This is a genomic window from Halomonas sp., from assembly GCF_041689495.1.
Taxonomy (GTDB): Bacteria; Pseudomonadota; Gammaproteobacteria; order Pseudomonadales; family Halomonadaceae; genus Halomonas.
The window spans coordinates 1-1139 of record NZ_JBDNGD010000523.1; the positions used below are offsets into that span (position 1 = coordinate 1).

Below are 1139 nucleotides of genomic sequence, written 5' to 3' on the forward strand. Positions count from 1 at the left end.
GACGCATCACCATCGCCGGCATCTTCTTCCAGGGCGGTGCGGCCAGCGTCGATACCGGCACGATCGTGGCGGCCCTGGTGCATGGATTGACCGGCAGCACGCTGGCGGTCGGCGCGGCGGCTGCCATCGCCCGCTATGGCTGGCTGTTTCCGCAACTCATCGTGGGCTGGCTGGCACAGCGGCACCGGCGGCGCCTGTCGTTCTACCTGGTCGGTGCCGGTGGGCGCGTGCTGTGCCTGGCCGGCGTGGCCGCCCTAGTCGCCCTGGCGGGGGCCGCCCCGGGGGCGCCGACGATCATCGCCTTCTTCGCGCTGTGGACCCTGTATGCCTTCGTCAGCGGGATCGTTGCCGTGCCGTACAACGATATCGTGGCTCGCTCGATCGCCTCGGAGCGGCGCAGCCGCATGCTGGCGCTGCGCTTCTTCGGCGGCGGGCTATTGGCCATCGGCGTGGTCGCCCTGGCCGCCCGGCTGCTCGAGGTGCTCGCCTTTCCCGACGGCTACGCCGCGATCCTCTCGCTCGGCGCCCTGTTGCTGCTGGTCTCGACCCTCTCGTTTGCCTCGGCTGGCGAGCCACAGGCTCCGCCGGCGCACCGCCAAGGCTTCGTCGCATTTCTTCGTGATGGCGTGAGGGTGCTGCGTCACGACCGGCGCTTCCGGTGGTTTCTCTATTCGCAATGGGCCGCGGGGGTGGTCGCCATGGCCTTGCCGTTCTATGTCCTGCAGGTGACGACGGCAGCGGCGGCGAAGTCACAGGTCGCCTTCCTGCTGGGCGCGCAGACCCTCGGCGCCCTGCTCTCCAACCCGCTCTGGGGCTGGTGGGGGGATGTGCGCGGCAAGCGCAGCCTGCTGCAAGGCGTGGCCGTGTTCGCCGGCCTGGCCCCCTCGCTGACGCTGCTCTGGCTCACCACGGGGCGCCCGGTCGCGGTCCTGCCCTGGTTCACGGGGGTGTTCGTCTTGCTCGGCGCGGTCGGCAACGGCGGCACGATCGCCCAGCTGGGCTATCTGATGGAGATTTCCCCGGATGCCCACCGACCGGCCTACAGCGGCTACTTCAATGCCCTGGTCGCACCGGCCGCGCTGCTGCCGCTGGCCGGTGCGGTGGTCGCCGAACTGCTTTCTTACGCCGCCGTCTTCGCC

Annotated in this window: 1 protein-coding gene; it reads left to right on the forward strand. The window is 70.4% G+C overall.

The features are described 5' to 3' along the window. A partial coding sequence (locus tag ACESMD_RS15470; RefSeq protein WP_372614723.1) for an MFS transporter occupies positions 1-1139 on the forward strand: 1139 nt, incomplete at both ends.